The organism is Marinobacter salexigens (genome assembly GCF_018860765.1).
GTDB lineage: Bacteria > Pseudomonadota > Gammaproteobacteria > Pseudomonadales > Oleiphilaceae > Marinobacter > Marinobacter salexigens_A.
This window is the reverse complement of the sequence record NZ_JAHKPV010000008.1, coordinates 35256-50492: the sequence shown is the minus strand read 5'-3', so window position 1 is coordinate 50492 and position 15237 is coordinate 35256. Positions and strand designations below refer to the sequence as shown.

Here is a 15237-nt window from a genome sequence, read left to right as displayed (position 1 = left end):
GTTAAACGTGGCAGGTGCCCGTTCAGGTGTTCACCTGTTGAACATTAATGTACCGCTGGCTTCTGCGGGTTCGATCTTCCACCTGCCCCACCAGTTGGCCGCAAGCTGCATCTATATCATCACCACGGGTTGTTCTGATTGTAGCGACATAACCCGCTTCGTTAAGAACAGCCTGAAAGCGCCGGGTCGCATTCATGCTCGGTCGGCGGAAGTCGCTCTCGGGGAACGGGTTGAAGGGAATGAGATTGATCTTGCATGGAAGATCACGCAATAAACCCGCCAGCTCGTGAGCGTGCTCCGGCTTATCGTTCATTCCCTCGATAACCGTGTATTCTATCGTCGCTTTACGTTTCTCGGGAAGACGACTGAAATAACGTTTTGTAGCCGCCAGTAGCTCTGCGATCGGGTATTTTTTGTTGAGCGGTACCAGCTTGTTTCGTAGCTCATCATTGGGCGCATGTAGCGAAATGGCCAGTGAAACATCCGTAACTTCCGCAAGACGATCAATGCCCGGAACAACGCCGGAAGTACTGAGTGTTACCCGCCGTTTGGAGATGCCGTATGCGAGATCTTCCATCATCAGATTCATGGCATCTACCACGTTGTCAAAGTTCATTAGGGGCTCACCCATCCCCATCATCACAACGTTGGTAATTGGCCTATCCGGGCCTGGCTCAAACGGCATGAATGCTTTACGTGCAACCCATACCTGTCCAATGATTTCTGCAGCAGTCAGATTGCGGTTAAAACCGCGCTTACCTGTGGAACAAAACGTACAATCAAGGGTACAGCCAATTTGCGATGACACACACAAAGTGCCCCGCTCACCGTCTGGAATAAGCACGGTTTCAACACTGTTGCCGTTGTCCATACGCATGACCCACTTGCGGGTACCGTCTTTTGACGTTTCATCGTAAACAACTTCCGGGCCACGGATCACGGCGACTTGCTTGAGCTTATCCCGCAGAGATTTACTCACATTGGTCATTTGATCGAAGTCATCCACACCCCGCTGGTGCATCCATTGCAGCAACTGAGTAGCCCGAAAGCGTTTTTCCCCCAAGGTTTCAAAGAAAGCCTCAAGCTTGTCTCTCGGCATTCCCAAAAGGTTGGTTTTTTCAGCGGCCGCTGTCATTTTATAACCTCGATCAGATAACCAATGCGGGGCTGCCTTTGGCAGCCCCGACCAACAAAATCAACCGCGCGGGCAGATTTCGTTGTCATTGAAGAAATAGGCGATTTCACGCTCTGCAGACTCGGCAGAGTCAGAGCCATGTACCGCGTTAGCATCGATTGATGTAGCGAAATCGGCGCGAATGGTGCCAGCATCAGCTTCTTTCGGGTTGGTAGCACCCATCAAGTCACGGTTTTTAAGAATAGCGCCTTCGCCTTCCAAAACCTGAACAACAACCGGGCCAGATGTCATAAATGCAACCAGATCGTTAAAGAACGGACGCTCTTTGTGCTCTGCATAGAAGCCTTCAGCCTGTTCTTGAGTAAGGTGCATCATGCGCGATGCCACAATGCTCAGACCAGCCTTCTCGAAACGGCTGTAAATCTCACCGATTACATTTTTTGCAACTGCATCGGGCTTGATGATGGAAAGCGTACGTTCGTTAGCCATGGTATTTCTCCAGTAGGGTTGGGGTTAATGAGATTCAGGTAAATTTCAGGCCTGCGATTATACGCAGTCAAAGGCCCACTGCCTACCGCACTGCGCGAAGGCGGGTAACAACATCAACAATTTGCGCGCTAGCAAAAGCGATTTCGTCGGGTGTTGTGTAGCGACCGACAGAAAATCGCAGTGCCCTATGGGCCTGCTCATCGCTCAACCCAATCCCTCGAAGCACATAAGAGGGCTCAATAGTTGCTGAAGCACAGGCGGAGCCGGATGATACCGCCAAGTTTCGCAAGCCCAGCATGAGAGATTCCGCATCCACACCATCAAAGGACAGGTTAACAATACCGGGAACACGAGAGGCTTCAGATCCATTGAGCGTCACTCCCGAGAGCCCGCTCAACCCCTGCAAGAACAACGCGCGCAGGCTTTCCAACAGGCGGGCTTCATCGTCAAGGTTGTTCTGTGCGATAGCAAAGGCTTTACCCATTCCCACTATTTGATGCGTTGGTAAGGTGCCAGATCGCATACCACGCTCATGGCCTCCGCCGTGAATTTGCGCTTCTATGCGCACATCCGGAGAACGCCTTACATAAAGCGCCCCCACACCCTTGGGGCCGTATACTTTATGACCGGAAAGTGCCATTAGATCTACCGACAACTCCGTAACATCCACAGGAAGCTTGCCGGCAGCCTGAGCTGCATCTACATGGAACAGAACACCGCGATCGCGCAACTCTTTACCAATAGCGGCTATATCGTTCACAGACCCCAGCTCATTGTTTACAAGCATCAGGCTAACCAGCACGGTTTCCGGCCTGAGGGCTTCGAATACTTGCTCTGGCAATACCACGCCATCGCTCCCCGGCTCCAGCCAGGTAACCTCAACACCACGTGTTTCAAGCCATTGACAGGTATCAACAACCGCTTTGTGCTCGATTGCTGACGTGACAACGTGCGCTTTTTCGCGACCGATAACCGCACCTTTGATCGCAAGATTATCCGATTCGGTTGCGCCGGAGGTCCAAACAATTTCACGCGGATCTGCGTGGATGAGGCTTGCTACTTGACCTCTAGCTGCCTCAACGGCAGCTTCCGCTTGCCAGCCAAAGCCATGTGAACGCGAAGCTGGATTACCAAAAACACCATCCGGTGTGAGGTATTTAATCATTTCTTCTGCGACAGCGGGATCAACGGGCGTCGTTGCCGCGTAATCGAGGTATACGGGCTTTTTCATAAATTACAGGGACTTGATTCAGGCGGGCGCCTGATCTATCAGACGCTCGGTGTTAATCGTGTCGGAATCTCCATCGACCTGACGGCGATTCTGTCTGTCCGCTACTTGGCGGATTTCGTGTCTTTCCATCAAGTCTCCGAGACTAATCCCGCTGAGAAACTGATGAATCTGGTCGCTAAGATCAGACCACAAGTGGTGAGTCAGGCATTTTTCGCCATTCTGACAATCGCCTTTATTACCACATCTTGTGGTGTCGAGTGACTCACTAACTGCATCAACTACATCCGCAATGTAGATATCGGCCGCTCCACGACTCAAACGGTAACCACCGCCCGGCCCACGAATACTTGCCACCAACTGCTGGCGTCGAAGGCGTGAGAAGAGTTGCTCCAGATAGGAAAGCGAAATTTCCTGACGGGCCGAAATATCCGCTAGCGTTACCGGCCCCTGCCCTCCGTGGAGAGCAAGGTCCAACATAGCTGTAACAGCGTAGCGGCCTTTTGTAGTCAACTTCATGGCATCAGCCCCGTGATGGGATTGAATCTCAATATAGGAGCCTGAGTATGAATTGACCAAGTAATTCAGTCAAGTATTCAGCCCTGCCCTTCTTTCTCATCACGCACACAATCAAAATCGTCTTCGTCCAGAACGGGCAACTCTCCATTCTGGTACTCACTGTTCACTTTGCGCAGGGCTTTGCACATAATTTCGATGCGATCATCCACGGCATGCATATGGTCTAGCAAGGCCCGCATTGAGCGAGCCATTGGGTCCGGCATTTCTTCGGTTACGCCATAGGCGTCAAAGCCCATACGCTCTTCCATGATTTTGCGACGTGCGTCATCTTCGGATTTCTGCCTTACGATGACCCTGCCCGGAATGCCCACAACCGTCGCGCCTTCGGGAACACTTTTGGTAACAACGGAATTAGAACCAATCTTGGCTCCCGCTCCCACCTCAAAAGGCCCCAATATTTTCGCTCCTGCACCAACTACCACTCCGTCACCAATCGTCGGGTGGCGCTTGCCCTTATTCCAGCTAGTTCCGCCGAGAGTAACGCCCTGATACAGGGTTACGTCATCACCTATAACCGTGGTTTCACCTATTACCACGCCCATCCCATGATCGATGAAGAACCGTCGCCCGATTGTCGCACCCGGGTGAATCTCTATGCCCGTGAACCATCTAGCCAGCGTGGAAATAGTGCGTGCCAACCACTTCAGCCCAGCATTCCACAGCCAGTGGGAGAACCGGTGAATCAACAAGGCATGCAGGCCCGGATAGTTGGTGAGCACCTCAAAGGTATTTCTGGCGGCAGGATCCCGATGAAAAACGCTTTTTATATCTTCACGCAAATGCCTAAACATGGCCACTTTCCTGTCCGGTAGACGCTTTACCGGCCTGTGTTGATTTAGTGTTTCCGGAAACGCCTGCAGCTTTTTGCACCGCGCTCAGAATGCCCCGGAGAATATTGATTTCCATCTGATCAAGTTTTGCCCGCTGGAACAGTCTGCGCAGTCTGGACATTAACTGCCTTGGATTATCGCGGCGGTGAAAATCCACATCATGCAGGGTTTGTTCAAGGTGGGTAAAAAAGCCCTCAACATCGCCCACTTTAGCAAGAGGAACATCCCAGCCTGCATCGGCAGGAGACTCCATCGACTTTAAGTAAGGGCTACCCTCAGCTTCTTCAAGGCTGCGCAAATACAACATCCGCAACTCATAACACATGATTTGAACCGCCATAGAGAGGTTCAAGGAACTATAATCCGGGTTTGAGGGAATATGGATATGGTAATGGCAAAGATGCAGTTCATCATTGCTCAACCCATGATTTTCCCGCCCAAAAACCAAAGCGACGCAACCACGCTGACTATTCTCTGCAGCAATGGCAGCAGCTTCCGGCGGAGGCATAACCGGCCAAGGTATCTTTCGCCCTCTGGCACTGGTTCCCATAACCATCACGCAATCTTCCAGAGCCTTATCCAAAGTGGGCACTACCTGTGCCCTGTCGAGTATGTCGGAAGCTCCGGCCGCACGGGCGTAGGATGCTTCGTCCGGAAAAGAGTTCGGGTTAACCAGCCATAAATTGGCCAGCCCCATATTTTTCATTGCTCGGGCAACGGCCCCGATATTCCCCGAATGAGAGGTCTCGACAAGGACAATCCGGATTTTATCCTGAAACGCGTCCGGCCCTTCCAGAGGCGGAGATGGCTTATGCATTGGCGGCTGGCCCAAAGTTAAAATTTAAGGGCGTGCATGATACCAGAAAGCTCGCTCTTTCTGCGCCCCGGATATTCCCTGACTAGGTGTAATCCGTGCTTTTCCTAAGCCAAAAAACATACAAGGAGGGTGATCTTTTGCTATCATACCCGGCCTTCACACACCCGGATAACGAACACTCAGATGCAACCAGCTATCAAAATGGCCCTGCGCGTCGCGCGTCAGGGGTCGGATTACCTGAAAGCCCACTTCGAGCGCCAGGAGCCCATCGGTAAGGATGACGACGAACGTCGCCGCCAGTTGGACCGGGTCGAGCAATCCATTTATGACAACTTTGTAGAGCAACTCGAAAAGGCCTACAAAGATCATACCATCGCGCCTCTGAACGAATCAGATGCCGGTACAGCCGAACGAAGCTGGCATATTTTCCCAGTTTTGGGTCGCGAAAACTTCCTGCGAGGCATTCCCGAGTTCGCTCTGGCTTTGGCGCAGAAGAAGAACAACCGTACTGAGAATCTATTGATCGTAAACCCGGTTACCGGCGAAGAATACTCTGCCAGCCGTGGTCGCGGCGCTGCGCTCAACAGTCGCAGAGTAAGAGTTTCAGACGTTAAGCATGCTGAAAAGGCGGCCTTTGCAACCAACCTGCTTGATCAGGCCCGCCAAAGCGACAACCCGCTTCTTTGGGGTGAGATGGCCGCGGTGCTGGCGCAAAACTCAGCCATGTTCCGCACGTCTGGCTGCGTGGTACTGGATATTGCGCGAGTTTCAGCCGGCCTTCTGGATGCAGCGGTTATTTTCCGTCCAGACGCAGTGGATTTGGACTTGGGCGTAGTTCTGGCCATGGAATCAGGTGCACTGAGTGCGGACTTTTCAGGCAACCCATCAACAGACAAAGCACGTCAACTTGTGGTCGCCAACCCGAAGTTGTTCCGTGAAGTTCTGAAAGCTCTACACCCCTTCCGCGGCCGCATGCCCAGCTGAACTGAGTATTCGCGTTAACAGTCACAGGCCGATACCAGACACAAAAAAACCGCCAACTGAGTAAACCAGTGGCGGTTTTTTTGTGTCTGGACTTCAACATCAGTCCAGACGCAACATAACTACATGCGATTGAGCCATTCGGGTGGCTGCTCTTCCTCTTCGGAACCCTCGACACCTTCTTTGGCAGGAACCATGAGATCCTCACGGGACACACCCATAACCATCAACAGATTCGCGGAGACATAGATAGATGAGTAGGTACCCACTACAACACCGATTATCAACGCAAGAGCGAATTTATTAATCGCTTCGCCACCGAGAAAATACAGAGCCAACAGAACCACCAAAGTGGTACCGGATGTATTTATAGTCCGAGCAATGGTTTGGTGAATGGATTCATTGATAATATCCCAGGACTCCCCGACCCGCATCTTCCGAAAATTCTCCCGAATACGGTCCGCCACTACGATCGTATCGTTGAGTGAGTAACCAATAATAGCCAGCAACGCCGCGAGAACCGTTAGGTCGAAAGTCCATTGGAACAGCGCAAAGACGCCTAGGACGATAATAACGTCGTGAGCCAGAGGCACTACCGACGCAATTCCAAACTTGAACTGAAAGCGCATACCCACGTAGATGAGTACAACGACAAGCGCCAGTAAAAGCGCCAGCCCACTATCCTCTTTGAGCTCATCACCCACTTGAGACCCAACAAACTCCGAGCTTATCAGCTTCAGCTCGTTACCGGTCGCGGAAAGCGTATCCACAATCTCAGGCGCCAACTGGTCATTGCCGGATTCCGACAGGCGCACCAAAACAATTGTATCGGCGCCAAAATTCTGCACGACAAATTGATCATATCCAGCTTCTGTGAGTGTGGAACGAACCTCATCCAACTGCGGCGCTTGAGCATACTCCAGCTCAACCGAGGTGCCGCCGGTAAAGTCCATACCGAAGTTTAGGCCTCGCATTCCCAACAGCGCGATGGACGCAACTACCAAGATAATGGAGATCGCGGAAGCGATCTTCCGGAAACCCATAAAATCAAATGCTTGCTTTTGATCATCAGACATTGGCGAGCTTTCCTCCGATCGACAATTTCTCGACCCTGCGGCCGCCGTATACCATGTTAACGATGCTCCGGCTAACCATCAGCCCTGAGAACATGGACGTCAAAATCCCGATGCACAGCGTCACCGCAAACCCTTTTACCGGGCCAGAGCCCATCGCAAAGAGAATAACAGCAACCAGCAACGTAGTGATGTTGGCATCAAAAATAGACACGAAAGCGCGGGAATAGCCGGAATTAATAGCCAATTGTGGCGATATACCGGACTTGAGCTCCTCCTTTATTCGCTCAAATATCAACACGTTGGCGTCCACAGCCATACCTACGGTCAACACGATACCGGCGATACCTGGAAGCGTAAGTGTGGCAGAGAGAATAGACATACAAGCAATCAACAACATCAAGTTTACGGTGAGCGCGATATTCGCCACAACGCCAAACCCGCGATAGTAAACCAGCATGTAAAGTAGAACGAGAATAAACCCGAGCCCGACAGACATCATGCCAGCGTCGATATTTTTCTGTCCTAGGCTTGGCCCGATGGTGCGCTCCTGCACGAAGTACATGGGCGCTGCAAGAGCACCTGCTCGCAGGAGAAGCGCCAGCTCCGCGGCCTCGGGAATGGAATCCAGCCCCGTGATACGGAAACTGCTGCCTAGCGCAGACTGAACAGTCGCCAGACTGATAATCCCTTTTTCTACAACCCGCTTCTCAGATTCGACGGGCTCACCATTTACCATTTTGGTTTCGGTTTCCGTGCGGAATTCGATAAACAGAACCGCCATACGCCGACCGATAGCGTTGCGAGTAGCACGATTCATAAGGTCGCCACCCACAGAATCCATGGTAATACTCACCTGCGGCTGACCATTTTCATCAAAAGCCTGCTGCGCATTTGCAACGTTATTACCAGTAGCAATCACATCACGCTCTAGGCGAGCCGTACGCTGGCGCTCGTCCCGGAAACTGAATTGTTCAGTCTCGCTAGAAGCTGCGTCTTGCCGAGCCTCCATGCGAAACTCCAAATTTGCTGTCGCGCCCAAAACTCGCTTGGCTTGAGCTGTATCTTGAACACCCGGAAGCTCAACAATAATTCGGTTGGAACCCTGTTGTTGGACCAAAGGCTCTGCTACACCAAGCTCGTTCACCCGGTTACGGATGGTGGTCAGGTTCTGCTCAAGAGCATACTTACGAATAGCGCTCACCTCGGCTTCGGACAGGGTAAGCGCTATCTGCAACTCATCACCATCGGTTCTTTGGTCTAGCAAAAACTCATTATATTGACGCTTGATCAGATCAAATGCCTCAGTGCGAGTCGCTTCATCGCGAAAACTCAAGACAATGTCACGAGTACCTTGTACGTCCCCACCTCGGTAGCGGATACGCTCCTCTCGAAGTTCGCGTTTAATCTGACCAGAAACCGCTTCAAGTCTTTGACCAACAGCGGTATCCATATCGACCTCAAGCAGGAAGTGGACACCACCACGCAGGTCCAAGCCGAGCTTCATTGGCCCAGCCCCCATACTTTTCAGCCAGGAGGGCGTTGAAGGCGCCATGTTGAGGGCAACGAGATAATCTCTTCCCAGTGCAGCCTGAACTGCGGGGCGGGCACGCAACTGATCATCAGAACTGGTCAACCGGATAAGCGCATCTCGATCCTCAAGCGTGCTACTTTTAACCTCAATGCCATCCGATTCCAGTGCCTTTATGGCCCTGTCAAGCACATTGGAGTTCACTTCGGTGCTGCTACGGGCGCCGGTGATTTGCACAGCGTAGTCATCGGGAAATAAGTTGGGTAAGGCGTATATAAACCCGATCACGATCGCGACCAAGATAATAAGGTTTTTCCAAAGCGGGTACTTGTTCAGCATAGGATCCCTTGTAGCCAGCTTGGAAGCTGGCCGTGGTGTTTCAGCCAGAAAGGTTCTGGTCGGCAGGTATCAGGGCCGACCAGAGACTCCTTGCTCAGATATCTTTGAGCGTACCTTTGGGCAGCGCAGCGGCAACAGCCACTTTCTGTACCTTAACCTCAACGTTGTCGGAAATCTCAACAACGATAAAGTCGTCTGCTACCTTAGTGATCTTTCCGGCAATGCCGCCAGAGGTAACCACTTCATCACCTTTATTCAGGCCAGACATAAGCGACTTGTGCTCTTTAGCACGCTTGGACTGGGGGCGCCAGATCAGGAAATAGAAAATCAGAATAAAGCCGGCAAAGAAGATTACTTGCCCCATAACACCCATACCGCCAGGCTGGCCAGCCGCCTGAGCCATTGCCAGTGTGGGCATCATCGCCATGAGACCGATCAAAAACAACTTAACTGATTTCATTAAAACTCTCCGTTGATTAAGCAATAGATGTTACTCATTACCCATTGCGGGGACTGTCTCGCCGCGCAGAGCATAGAAGTCATTTATAAAGCCCGACAATGTACCTGCTTCAATGGCCCCACGCAATCCAGCCATCAGGTTCTGATAGTACCGCAGATTGTGAATGGTGTTCAGTTGCGAGCCCAGCATTTCTCCGCATTTATCAAGATGATATAGGTAGCTTCTCGAAAAATTCTTGCAGGTGTAACAGTCACACTGCTGATCCAGAGGTGCCGTGTCGTGGCGATGTCTAGCGTTTCGAATCTTGACGATCCCGGTAGATGTGAACAAGTAGCCATTGCGTGCATTTCTCGTAGGCATCACGCAATCGAACATATCCACGCCACGCCGCACCGCTTCCACGAGATCCTCTGGCCGGCCAACACCCATGAGATACCGGGGTTTGTCAGCAGGCATTTTGGTTGGAAGGTGGTCGAGTATGCGGATCATATCTTCTTTTGGCTCACCAACGGAAAGACCGCCAATAGCGTAGCCATCAAATCCGATGTCCGTAAGACCTTCCAGTGAACGGTCCCGAAGGGACTCGTACATGCCACCCTGAACAATACCAAACAGTGCCGAAGGGCTGTCTCCATGGGCGTCTTTACTCCGCTTAGCCCAGCGCAGAGAAAGCTCCATGGATTCTCTAGCCTGCTTCTCCGTTGCAGGATAAGGCGTGCACTCATCAAAAATCATCACAATGTCAGAGCCAAGATCCCGCTGAACCTGAATTGCAATTTCCGGTGATAACTCCACGGGCGATCCGTCTACCGGAGAGCGAAACGTTACCTTCTCTTCGGTAATCTTGCGCATTTCGCCCAAGCTGAATACCTGAAAGCCGCCGGAATCCGTAAGTATTGGCCCTTTCCACTGAGTAAAATCATGAAGGTCGCCGTGGGCTTTTATCACTTCTGTACCCGGGCGCAACATCAGGTGGAATGTATTCCCAAGAATAATCTCTGCGCCGATTTCATGGATATCGCGGGGAAGCATTCCCTTTACCGTGCCGTAGGTGCCTACAGGCATAAAGGCTGGCGTCTCAACCGTACCCCGGGGAAAAGTGAGTCTGCCGCGCCGGGCACGGCCATCTTCGCCCAACTTTTCAAAGGACATAAAACAAGACTGACTCACGGTATATCTCCGATGTTGGTTGTTTGCGTGCTGTCTGGCAATGCAGACTCGCCCGTTTCGCCAAGCAGCATACCCATACTAGGCTCGTTCGCGGTTATAAACATGGCATCGCCATAACTGAAAAACCGGTATTTCTCACGCACCGCTTCACGGTAAGCATGCATAACATGCTCATACCCCGCGAATGCGCTGACCAGCATAATGAGTGTGGACTCAGGCAAGTGAAAATTGGTCACCAATGCATCGACTGTTTGGAATTTGTAATCAGGGTGGATAAAAATGTCCGTTTCGCCCCGAAAGGCCTTCAACTGCCCACCCCGACTTGCAGACTCAAGAGATCGTACAGAGGTTGTTCCCACGGCAACCACACGCCCACCCCGGGCGCGGGTGCGATTGACCGCCTCGACCGCCTCCTCGGGAACGTGCACTATTTCACTGTGCATCACATGCTCGTCTAATCGGTCGACGCGAACCGGCTGAAAGGTCCCAGCCCCTACGTGCAGAGTAACGTAGGTGCTTTCGACACCTCGCGCCTTCAAGGTTTCCAACACAGCCTCATCAAAATGCAGGCCGGCGGTCGGCGCTGCTACGGCTCCAGCTTCTTTCGCGTAGACAGTTTGGTAACGCTCGCGATCTTCTGACTCATCAGGGCGATCAACATAAGGCGGCAACGGCATGTGCCCGATGCGCTCCAGCAGATCCAAAACCGGCTCACCGGCCTTACTTTCGAGATGAAACAAGGCGTCGCTTCGCCCCATCATGCACAGCGCACTGCCATCCTCAAGAATGACCTTCTGCCCTTCCTTCAATGCTTTGGAAGCACGGACATGAGCAACAAGCTGGTGTTCTCCGGTTACCCTTTCAACTAACACTTCAACATGGCCGCCGGTTTCTTTTTTGCCGAAAAGGCGCGCGGGAATAACACGGGTATTGTTGAATACAAGGAGGTCGCCGGGCTGCAGGAGATCCGGTAAGTCAGTAAAATAACGGTGTGCAATATCGCCGGATATGCCGTCAAGACACAGTAGACGGGAAGCGCTGCGCTCCCTTAGAGGGTAACGGGCGATGAGCTCGTCCGGGAGATCAAAATGAAAATCGGAGACGTTCATGGACTGGGCTGTTCACGACGCCGCATCATGCGACTTTGATATGGTAGCGGCGGGCGGACTCGAACCGCCACACTATTTCTAGCAACGGATTTTGAATCCGTCGTGTCTACCAATTTCACCACGCCGCCAACGAAGAGTGGGGGAATTATACTTAGCTTGATCGTGAAAGCAATACACAGATCGCGCTAGTTTTTAAAAAAATTCCCTGTAATTACAATCGATCGAATAGTGATAGTTGAGAAACCTGCGCGAAAGACTGTTGTGCAGCCTGCAGCACAAAGCTCTGGAAGCTAAGATTGCTAATCGCTTCTGCGTAATCTACATCTTGCAGTTGCGAGCGAATTTCATTGGAGTACACCGAAGAGTCTGCAAGGAAGCTCTTAGTGGATTCCACCGCATTCATGCGCCCTCCAAGTTCAGTCTGTTTCAGAATGAAGCTCTCTTGGGCATTGTCGAGATTAACGAGAGACTGAGCGACCATATCATCGTATTGAGCCCGCCCTTCAGGAGTCCCCTTGTCCAACGATTCGAGGCCAGCAATCAGTTTTTCGACAGTGCCAAATGCCGACTGCTTTTCATTGACTTTCAGCGTGAAAACGTCGGTCGAGCCCAGTGCCATCCCTGAAATAGTTGCCTCTATACCAGCGACCACGAAAGGCTCACCACTTTCATAGGTAGCTGGGGTAACGGTAAGCGTATTGCCTAAACTGTCTTGCGCCTGGATATTGTTGGCGGCATCGACAGTGATCGTAATGTCATCTGGAAACGAGCCACTGTAAGCCGCGTTGAGTGCAGCCTCATTGACAAGAGTTACGCCAGAAATAAACCCGCCTGACGCATTGGTGGTGTACTCTCCGGTGATAGCAGCGGGCACATTCATAAAAATGTCCTTGCCATTATCGCTAATTGGTACCGTCACACCATCATCAATTTCCAGAACTCGCTGGCCTTCGTCGCCATTGTATTCATACATACCGGCAGCATTCTTCTGGAATGCCTGAACTGACCCCTGAAATCCACTGAAAATGTACTCTCCGGAAGCATCTCGTGTATTCCCGATATTCGCAAGCTGCCCTAAACGCTCCTTCAGTTCAGAAGAAATCGACCGGCGGTCATTGGGCGACAGAGCCCCGTTGCCAGCTTGCACGGTAAGCTCACGGATACGCTGAATAATATCGACCGCACTTGTTAGAGCATTCTCTTCCTGACTGAGTCGGTTATCCGCAAGATTCGCATTACGCTCATAGGTTTTTACCCGAGAAAGCTCCTGATCGAGCTTCAAAATGCGTGCGGCCGCTACAGGATCATCAGAGGGTTTATTCACCCGCTTACCTGTGGATATCTGTTGTTGCGTGTTATTCAGGTTGCTGTTCAACTCCTGCATCCGGTTGATACCGTTTGAAAACACCTGTTGTGATGAAATTCTGATCATGTCACATCACCTCGTCTTTTACCGGAATGTCTGCAGCAACGTGTTGAACAAATCCTGGGCTACCGAAATGACCTGTGCCGAGGCGTTATAGGCAGCCTGATACTGAATAAGCCTGCCCGCTTCTTCATCAAGGTTAACCCCTGAAACTGACTCCCTTTGAGCCGTCGATTGCTCCAACAGGGTCTTTCCGGCCTCCAAATCAAACTGACTCTGGCGGGTCTTTACGCCGATATCTTCTACCAAGCCGGCGTAGCCTTCGGTAAAGTTCTGACTCTTACCGTTCAGCGTATTGGCGGTGCCAAGTGCAGCCAATAATTCGGCATTGCGATTGTCCGAAACACCATTGGTGTTGTAATCAATCTCAAAGGTATCTCCGGCTGCAGGCTTACCTGTCAGCTTGAACTGAAACCCCTGATAATCGTCTCCGTCTGCCGGATCTCCACTAAACACAGTATTTATTATTTCAGGGTCATAAGCCTGATCGGGTGTGCCAATAACTGTGTTGGCTGGTGGCGGGCCGGTAACCGTAAATACCAAAGCCGTAGGGTCGCCGGGGTCCGGAGCAAAAGTAATGGTCAAAGGCCCATTCGCCAACTCCCCTGCCGTCTGAAAACCCGGTAACAGCGAGCCGGTAAACGGGTTGCGCACGTTCAGCATAGTGCCCTGATCGATTTGACCGGTTCCAATATTCTGATCGCCGGTAGTGGCCCGTATCGGACTCGCAAATGCCAAGTCCTCTTCCCGGCTCACTTGCAAGCCAATGGACTCTGCCGCATTGCGGCTGGGCTGAATTAGGTACTTATCGCCAGCATTGAAGGTGCCTCCCTCAACACGAATATTAAAGCCGGGCATCGTGATTTCAGACTGTACAGGGTCCGGCAACCGCCCCTGATTAACCACGTTTCCGGACGCCGTATCTATAAGCTCAAAATTGCGCCCGTCGCCGCTGAACTGCAGGGTCCAGCTTCCAGCAGGCAACTTACTGCTATCGGTAATCTCAACCGCCAACTGCCCGTTATTTGGCGCCAGATTGTTAGCGTTGGCTACAACGCGGCTTCTTTGGGTGGCAAGAGCATTAACATCATTGAAAAACAGCCCTCCAAGGTCACCCTCAAGATCCATTCCAATTTCATGTTGATGATTTAAGCTGGACGCGAGCCCTATGGCGATCCGGCCCAACTCATCAAAAGCAGGTTTCAGTGCTTCGCTGTCAAACCGCCTCAAGCCACCTAATTTTCCGCCAGTGATTTGCTCGTCAATGTTGAGTGTGCGACCGCCACTGGTAAGAGTGAACTCCAATCGTGTTGGATCTTCTGCGCTGCGCTGGGAATCGAGCTTCGCGGCGTTGTTTCCAATTACAAGAGAAAGTCCGTTGGAGAGCGAAACGTTTACCTGACTCCCCTCGCTATCCGTTACCCGAATATTGACCAACTCAGAGAGCTGGCGTAATTTTTCATCCCGTTGATCCAATAGTTCATTGGGCATTCTACCTTGCGCCAAACCCGGGGATTCCGAAATCGCCAGATTGAGATCAGCGATACCGTCTAGCAAGGCGTTAACGTCCTTAACGCCTTGCTGCATTTGCGTCTTCACCGATTCCCGCTGCTGGATAAACTCCTGACTCAACGCCTGAAAGCGATTGACCACTTGCTGAGCTTCGCTCAATACTAATTGGCGCTGCGGCAGTGAGGTTGGATCTTCTGCAGCGTTCTGCAGGCTTGCGAAGAAATTATTCAGGGCATTGTTTAGGCCGGTGGTCTCGCCACCGAGCAAGTTGTCAAGTCGGCTTAGCTCAGAGTTTAACGCTTGCTGTTCACCGGTCAGCGTGCTGTCTTCACGAACCTGCTGCACCAAAAACTCATTTGCCAGCCGACGAATATCTACAACACTGACACCCTTGCCAATTGTACCGGCACCTGTGCGTTGTCCCTGCTGGGTTTCAAATATCACCTCCTGACGGCTGTAGCCAGGCGTATTAGCGTTCGTGATATTGTTGCCCGTCGTGTTCAACGCACTCTGATGGCCAAGGATACCGGTCAGGCCAATACCAATCAGTCCCGCCAT

Annotated in this window: 14 protein-coding genes and 1 tRNA gene; 1 reads left to right on the top strand and 14 read right to left on the bottom strand. The window is 51.8% G+C overall.

All coding sequences use genetic code 11. The features are described from left to right. Positions 1–22: 22 nt before the first annotated feature. The 6 genes from rlmN to trmJ form a co-directional block, all read right to left on the bottom strand. Positions 23–1135: a 23S rRNA (adenine(2503)-C(2))-methyltransferase RlmN gene (rlmN, locus tag KO508_RS07660; protein WP_216007767.1), complete on the bottom strand. Its 1113-nt coding sequence runs from the start codon at positions 1133–1135 to the stop codon at positions 23–25. A gap of 60 nt (positions 1136–1195) precedes the next feature. Beyond that, positions 1196–1624: a nucleoside-diphosphate kinase gene (gene ndk, locus KO508_RS07655; RefSeq protein WP_200364107.1), complete on the bottom strand. Its 429-nt coding sequence runs from the start codon at positions 1622–1624 to the stop codon at positions 1196–1198. An 82-nt stretch (positions 1625–1706) separates the two neighbouring features. Further along, on the bottom strand, positions 1707–2855 hold the full coding sequence (locus KO508_RS07650) for an IscS subfamily cysteine desulfurase (RefSeq protein ID WP_216007766.1): 1149 nt from the start codon (positions 2853–2855) through the stop codon (positions 1707–1709). An 18-nt stretch (positions 2856–2873) separates the two neighbouring features. After that, on the bottom strand, positions 2874–3371 hold the full coding sequence (gene iscR / locus KO508_RS07645) for a Fe-S cluster assembly transcriptional regulator IscR (RefSeq protein WP_216007765.1): 498 nt from the start codon (positions 3369–3371) through the stop codon (positions 2874–2876). Positions 3372–3448: 77 nt separating this feature from the next. After that, positions 3449–4222, bottom strand: coding sequence for a serine O-acetyltransferase (cysE, locus tag KO508_RS07640; protein WP_216007764.1), 774 nt, complete (start codon positions 4220–4222; stop codon positions 3449–3451). After that, on the bottom strand, positions 4215–5078 hold the full coding sequence (gene trmJ / locus KO508_RS07635; protein ID WP_216007763.1) for a tRNA (cytosine(32)/uridine(32)-2'-O)-methyltransferase TrmJ: 864 nt from the start codon (positions 5076–5078) through the stop codon (positions 4215–4217). The genes cysE and trmJ overlap by 8 nt, the downstream gene beginning before the upstream one ends. A 183-nt stretch (positions 5079–5261) precedes the next feature. Between trmJ and KO508_RS07630 the strand changes: the two genes are divergently transcribed. Beyond that, the gene (locus KO508_RS07630; protein WP_216007762.1) at positions 5262–6062 is read left to right on the top strand and encodes an inositol monophosphatase family protein; all 801 of its coding nucleotides are present in this window, start codon (positions 5262–5264) and stop codon (positions 6060–6062) included. 119 nt (positions 6063–6181) lie between these two features. Here KO508_RS07630 and secF read toward each other — a convergent pair whose 3' ends face one another. From secF to flgK, 8 genes are all read right to left on the bottom strand, one after another. After that, positions 6182–7135, bottom strand: coding sequence for a protein translocase subunit SecF (gene secF / locus KO508_RS07625; RefSeq protein ID WP_216007761.1), 954 nt, complete (start codon positions 7133–7135; stop codon positions 6182–6184). Continuing rightward, the gene (gene secD / locus KO508_RS07620) at positions 7128–9002 is read right to left on the bottom strand and encodes a protein translocase subunit SecD (protein WP_216007760.1); all 1875 of its coding nucleotides are present in this window, start codon (positions 9000–9002) and stop codon (positions 7128–7130) included. The genes secF and secD overlap by 8 nt, the downstream gene beginning before the upstream one ends. Before the next feature lie 94 nt (positions 9003–9096). Then, positions 9097–9429 (bottom strand): preprotein translocase subunit YajC, encoded by a 333-nt coding sequence (yajC, locus tag KO508_RS07615; protein ID WP_216007849.1) that lies wholly within the window; start codon positions 9427–9429, stop codon positions 9097–9099. Positions 9430–9492: 63 nt separating this feature from the next. Then, entirely contained in the window at positions 9493–10614 is a 1122-nt protein-coding gene (tgt, locus tag KO508_RS07610; RefSeq protein WP_216007848.1) for a tRNA guanosine(34) transglycosylase Tgt, read from the bottom strand. Between the two features lie 14 nt (positions 10615–10628). Further along, entirely contained in the window at positions 10629–11741 is a 1113-nt protein-coding gene (gene queA, locus KO508_RS07605) for a tRNA preQ1(34) S-adenosylmethionine ribosyltransferase-isomerase QueA (protein WP_216007759.1), read from the bottom strand. Between the two features lie 41 nt (positions 11742–11782). Then, positions 11783–11869, bottom strand: a tRNA-Leu gene (locus tag KO508_RS07600). Positions 11870–11952: 83 nt separating this feature from the next. Further along, positions 11953–13173 (bottom strand): flagellar hook-associated protein FlgL, encoded by a 1221-nt coding sequence (flgL, locus tag KO508_RS07595; RefSeq protein ID WP_216007758.1) that lies wholly within the window; start codon positions 13171–13173, stop codon positions 11953–11955. A gap of 18 nt (positions 13174–13191) precedes the next feature. Continuing rightward, positions 13192–15237 carry a flagellar hook-associated protein FlgK gene (gene flgK, locus KO508_RS07590; protein ID WP_216007757.1) on the bottom strand — a complete coding sequence of 682 codons (2046 nt, stop codon included), beginning with the start codon at positions 15235–15237 and terminating at the stop codon, positions 13192–13194.

What these genes read in the sequence shown, in the direction of transcription:
- tgt (WP_216007848.1), bottom strand. Translation starts at nt 10,614, where the DNA reads ATGTCCTTTGAAAAGTTGGGCGAAGATGGCCGTGCCCGGCGCGGCAGA.
- yajC (WP_216007849.1), bottom strand. Translation starts at nt 9,429, where the DNA reads ATGGCGATGATGCCCACACTGGCAATGGCTCAGGCGGCTGGCCAGCCT.
- trmJ (WP_216007763.1), bottom strand. Translation starts at nt 5,078, where the DNA reads ATGCATAAGCCATCTCCGCCTCTGGAAGGGCCGGACGCGTTTCAGGAT.
- queA (WP_216007759.1), bottom strand. Translation starts at nt 11,741, where the DNA reads ATGAACGTCTCCGATTTTCATTTTGATCTCCCGGACGAGCTCATCGCC.
- secF (WP_216007761.1), bottom strand. Translation starts at nt 7,135, where the DNA reads ATGTCTGATGATCAAAAGCAAGCATTTGATTTTATGGGTTTCCGGAAG.
- flgL (WP_216007758.1), bottom strand. Translation starts at nt 13,173, where the DNA reads ATGATCAGAATTTCATCACAACAGGTGTTTTCAAACGGTATCAACCGG.
- flgK (WP_216007757.1), bottom strand. Translation starts at nt 15,237, where the DNA reads ATGGCGGGACTGATTGGTATTGGCCTGACCGGTATCCTTGGCCATCAG.
- rlmN (WP_216007767.1), bottom strand. Translation starts at nt 1,135, where the DNA reads ATGACAGCGGCCGCTGAAAAAACCAACCTTTTGGGAATGCCGAGAGAC.
- iscR (WP_216007765.1), bottom strand. Translation starts at nt 3,371, where the DNA reads ATGAAGTTGACTACAAAAGGCCGCTACGCTGTTACAGCTATGTTGGAC.
- ndk (WP_200364107.1), bottom strand. Translation starts at nt 1,624, where the DNA reads ATGGCTAACGAACGTACGCTTTCCATCATCAAGCCCGATGCAGTTGCA.
- cysE (WP_216007764.1), bottom strand. Translation starts at nt 4,222, where the DNA reads ATGTTTAGGCATTTGCGTGAAGATATAAAAAGCGTTTTTCATCGGGAT.
- secD (WP_216007760.1), bottom strand. Translation starts at nt 9,002, where the DNA reads ATGCTGAACAAGTACCCGCTTTGGAAAAACCTTATTATCTTGGTCGCG.
- KO508_RS07650 (WP_216007766.1), bottom strand. Translation starts at nt 2,855, where the DNA reads ATGAAAAAGCCCGTATACCTCGATTACGCGGCAACGACGCCCGTTGAT.
- KO508_RS07630 (WP_216007762.1), top strand. Translation starts at nt 5,262, where the DNA reads ATGCAACCAGCTATCAAAATGGCCCTGCGCGTCGCGCGTCAGGGGTCG.